We start from the raw sequence: 3,451 nt of genomic DNA, 5'->3' as shown, positions 1-3,451 counted from the left end.
GCACCCGGGTGCGCAGGCCGAGCCGCCCGAGCTCGCCCATCACGTGCAGCGCGGTCTTGCGGTTGGTGGGCCGCCCGGTGTGCAGGACCAGCAGGACGTCCCTCATGCGGGGCCGTCCGCGACCGCGGCGGCCAGCATCGGCGCGAGCTCGGGCTGCTCGGGGGCGACGCCGGCCGGGCCGTCGACGGGCCGGCGCAGGTGCAGGAAGTACTCGACGTTGCCCGACGGGCCGGGCAGCGGGCTCGCGGTCGCGCCGAGGACGTGCAGCCCGGCCGAGGCGGCGGCGGTCGCGACCCCGTGCAGTGCCTCGATGCGCAGACCCGGGTCCCGTACGACCCCGCCGGAGCCGAGCCGGTCCTTCCCGACCTCGAACTGTGGTTTCACCATGGGTAGCAGGTCGCCTCCGGGCGCGGTGCAGGCGGCGAGGGCCGGCAGCACGGTGCGCAGCGAGATGAACGACAGGTCGGCGACGGTCAGGTCGACCGTCCCGCCGATCTGCTCCGGTTCGAGGGCCCGGACGTTGGTGCGGTCGTGCACGTGGACGCGCTCGTCGGACTGCAGCCGCCACACCAGCTGGCCGTACCCGACGTCGACGGCGACGACCTCGGCCGCCCCGCGGGTGAGCAGCACGTCGGTGAAGCCGCCGGTGGAGGCGCCCGCGTCGAGGCAGCGCCGTCCGGCGGGGTCGACGTCGGTGAACGCGTCGAGGGCGCCGAGCAGCTTCTTGGCGCCGCGGGAGGCCCAGTCGGGTTCGCCGTCGTCGTCCGGGCGGACGAGCACGGGTGCGTCCCGGTCCACCACGGTGGCGGGCTTCGCCGCCGGCATGCCGTTGACGACGACCCGGCCTGCGGCGATCAGCTCGGCGGCCTGGCCGCGGGAGCGGGCGAGCTTGCGGCGGACGAGCTCGGCGTCCAGGCGGGCGCGGGTGGGGCCCATCGTCACTCCCGTTCCGAGCCGGCGCTCAGCGCGCGGCCGAGCGCGGCGTGCACCCGCTCGAACGCGGCCGGGTGCTCGGAGACCGGACGGTCGTCCAGCGCGTCGAGCGCCGCGACGGCGGCGTCGACCTCGGCACGCAGGGCCGCGACGGGGCGGTCCTGCTCGGGCCGCGGGTCGCCCGGACGGGGTCCGGGTGCGGGAACGCTCATGGATGATCTCCGGGTACGGGGTTCTGACGCCACGGTAGCCGACGGTCCCGACCGCGGCCGCGACGCGGCGTCACCGCCCTGGCCGCTCCGCCAGGCCGAGGTCGGCAAGTGCCGCGGCGGCGGCCGCACCGTCGGAGCGGACGTCGTGGACGCCCTGCTCCCAGGCCACCGCGCACAGGGCACGCAGCGCGTCCACCGTGGGTTCGGGCCCGTCCCCGTCGCCGGACAGGACGAGCGTGCCGCCGTCGGCGCGGACGTCCCAGCCGGACCGCGGCCCGGGGGCCAGCTCGTCCGGTGGGCGGGTGAGCGCGGCGAGGTCGGCGCCGATGTGGGTGGGCCGCAGCTCCGGGGCGGCGGCGAGCAGCTCCGCGGCGCCGCTGACCCCGGTCAGGACCATCAGCGACGGGGCGCCCATGGCGTTGGCACCCTCGATGTCGGTGTCGAGCCGGTCCCCGATGACGAGCGGGGCCTGCGCGTCGCCACACCCCTCGCGGAGCAGCCGGGCGGCGGGCTTGCCCGCCACCTGCGGCCGTGCGCCGGTCGCCGTCCGCACGACCTGGACCATCGAACCGTTGCCGGGCAGCGGCCCGCGCTCGGTGGGAAGGGTGGGATCGACGTTGGAGGCGACCCACAACGCTCCGGCCCGGACGGCGACGACCGCCTCGGCCAGGATCCGCCACCCGGTGTCGGGCGAGTGCCCCTGGACGACGGCGTCCGCGCCCTCGGCGTCACCGACGACGGCGAGCCCGCGGGCCCGGACCTCGTCGGCCAGCGCCGACGTGCCGACGACCAGCACCCGCGCGCCCGGCGGGAGCTGCTCGGCCAGCATCGCGGCAGCGGCCTGTGAGCTGGTGCGGACGTCCTCGACGCGGGCCGGGAAGCCGAGCTCGGCGAGGTGCGCCGCGACGTCGGCGGGGCTGCGCGAGGCGTTGTTGGTGACGTACACCGTGGGCACGCCACGGTCCGCGGCCCCACGCACCGCCTCGACGGCCCCCGGGACGACCTCGGGGCCCCGGTAGAGGGTGCCGTCGAGGTCGGCCAGGAGGACGTCGTGGCGGGACAGCAGGTCGGCGGTCACCGGTCGCCGGCCCCGGTGTCGCGGCCCTGCTGCTGGTCCGCGGAGGGAGCCGCCCCGGAGGCGTCCGGCCTCTCGACCACGGCGCCTCCGTCGGTGTCGCCGCGGGCCTCGTCCGGCCCGCCCTCCTCCGTCCCGCCCGCGTCGCTCCCGTCGGCGCCCGGGACTGCGGTCCCGGACGCGTCGTCGTCGCCGGGGTCGCCGGGGTCGGCTGCGTCGTCGGCTGCGTCGTCGGCTGCGTCGTCGGCTGCGTCGTCGGCTGCGTCGTCGGCATCGCCGGCGTCGATCCGACCGGACGGTGCCGGGGCGTCGGTGTGCGGCGCCTCGACGTGGTCGTCGGCGGCCGGGGGCACGTCCTCCCAGCCGACGGAGAGCTCGTCGTCGGCGCCCTCGAGCTCGTCACCGGTCAGCTCGGCGATGCGCGCGGCGGCGTCGGTCTCCCGGTGCCGGTCGGCGTCGTGTGCGTGGACGAACCACTGCACGGCCTCCGACTCCCGGCCGGCGGCGAGCAGGTTGTCGGCGTAGGCGTAGAACAGCCGCGCGCTCCACGGGTCGCGGCGGACCGCGTCGAGCTCGGGGACCTGGAGCCCGACGACGGCGGCGTCGGCCTCGCCCAGGTCGCGCCGGGCTCCCGCAGCGACGATGAGCAGCTCGATCCGCTCCTCGTGGCCGAGGTCCCGGGCCTCCGGGCTGCGGGCCAGGTCGAGAGCACGCTCGGGACGGCCGAGGGCGCGCTCGATGTCGGCCATGACGTGCACGTGCCCCGGTCCGCCGCCCATCCGGCGGGCGGCGCGGAACTCGCCGAGGGCCTCGTTCCACTCCCCTGCGTGGTAGGCGACGATGCCGGCGGCCTCCCGGACGACCGCGATCCGCGACGCCCGGCGCCGCGCGTAGCGCACGTGCTCGAGCGCCTGCACGGCGTCCTCGTCGACGAGCAGCCCCGCCGCGACGAGGTGCCGCGCCACCACCTCGGCGGTCTCCTTCTGGAGGCCGCGCAGGTCCCGGCGCACGCTCGGGTCGAGCTCGGCGGCCGTCACCGAGTCCGGCAGGTCCGGCTCGGCGACGAAGGTCCGCTCGGCCGACTCCGGGATCGCCCGTCGCGGACGGGCGTCGCGGTCACGGCGGTCGTCGCGGCCACGGTCGTCGCGCCCACGGTCGTTCCGGCCCCGGTCGTCGCGCCTGCGGTCGTCACGGCCGGAGCGCGGGCCCCGGTCGTCCCGGCCGCCACGCG

4 protein-coding genes are annotated in these 3,451 nt (G+C 77.7%); all 4 read right to left on the bottom strand.

Going from position 1 to position 3,451, the window contains the following annotated elements:
- Nucleotides 1–102: 102 nt before the first annotated feature.
- Nucleotides 103–936: a TlyA family RNA methyltransferase gene (locus GTW08_RS09575; protein ID WP_073575230.1), complete on the bottom strand. Its 834-nt coding sequence runs from the start codon at nucleotides 934–936 to the stop codon at nucleotides 103–105.
- A gap of 2 nt (nucleotides 937–938) precedes the next feature.
- The gene (locus GTW08_RS09570) at nucleotides 939–1,145 is read right to left on the bottom strand and encodes a hypothetical protein (RefSeq protein WP_062402852.1); all 207 of its coding nucleotides are present in this window, start codon (nucleotides 1,143–1,145) and stop codon (nucleotides 939–941) included.
- Nucleotides 1,146–1,215: 70 nt separating this feature from the next.
- Entirely contained in the window at nucleotides 1,216–2,223 is a 1,008-nt protein-coding gene (locus GTW08_RS09565) for an HAD-IIA family hydrolase (protein ID WP_073575231.1), read from the bottom strand.
- Nucleotides 2,220–3,451, bottom strand: a 1,232-nt coding sequence (locus GTW08_RS09560; RefSeq protein ID WP_202416853.1) for a hypothetical protein, incomplete at its 5' end; no start/stop codon positions are given. The genes GTW08_RS09565 and GTW08_RS09560, both read right to left, overlap by 4 nt.

Origin of the sequence: Pseudonocardia sp. SID8383, assembly GCF_009864975.1 — a bacterium.
GTDB lineage: Bacteria > Actinomycetota > Actinomycetes > Mycobacteriales > Pseudonocardiaceae > Pseudonocardia > Pseudonocardia alni.
Note: the sequence above shows the minus strand (reverse complement) of the source record. Positions and strands in the feature narration are given on the sequence as shown.

Excerpts from the sequence above, each read along its gene's own strand:
- GTW08_RS09575 (WP_073575230.1), bottom strand. The coding sequence starts at position 936 with ATGGGCCCCACCCGCGCCCGCCTGGACGCCGAGCTCGTCCGCCGCAAG.
- GTW08_RS09570 (WP_062402852.1), bottom strand. The coding sequence starts at position 1,145 with ATGAGCGTTCCCGCACCCGGACCCCGTCCGGGCGACCCGCGGCCCGAG.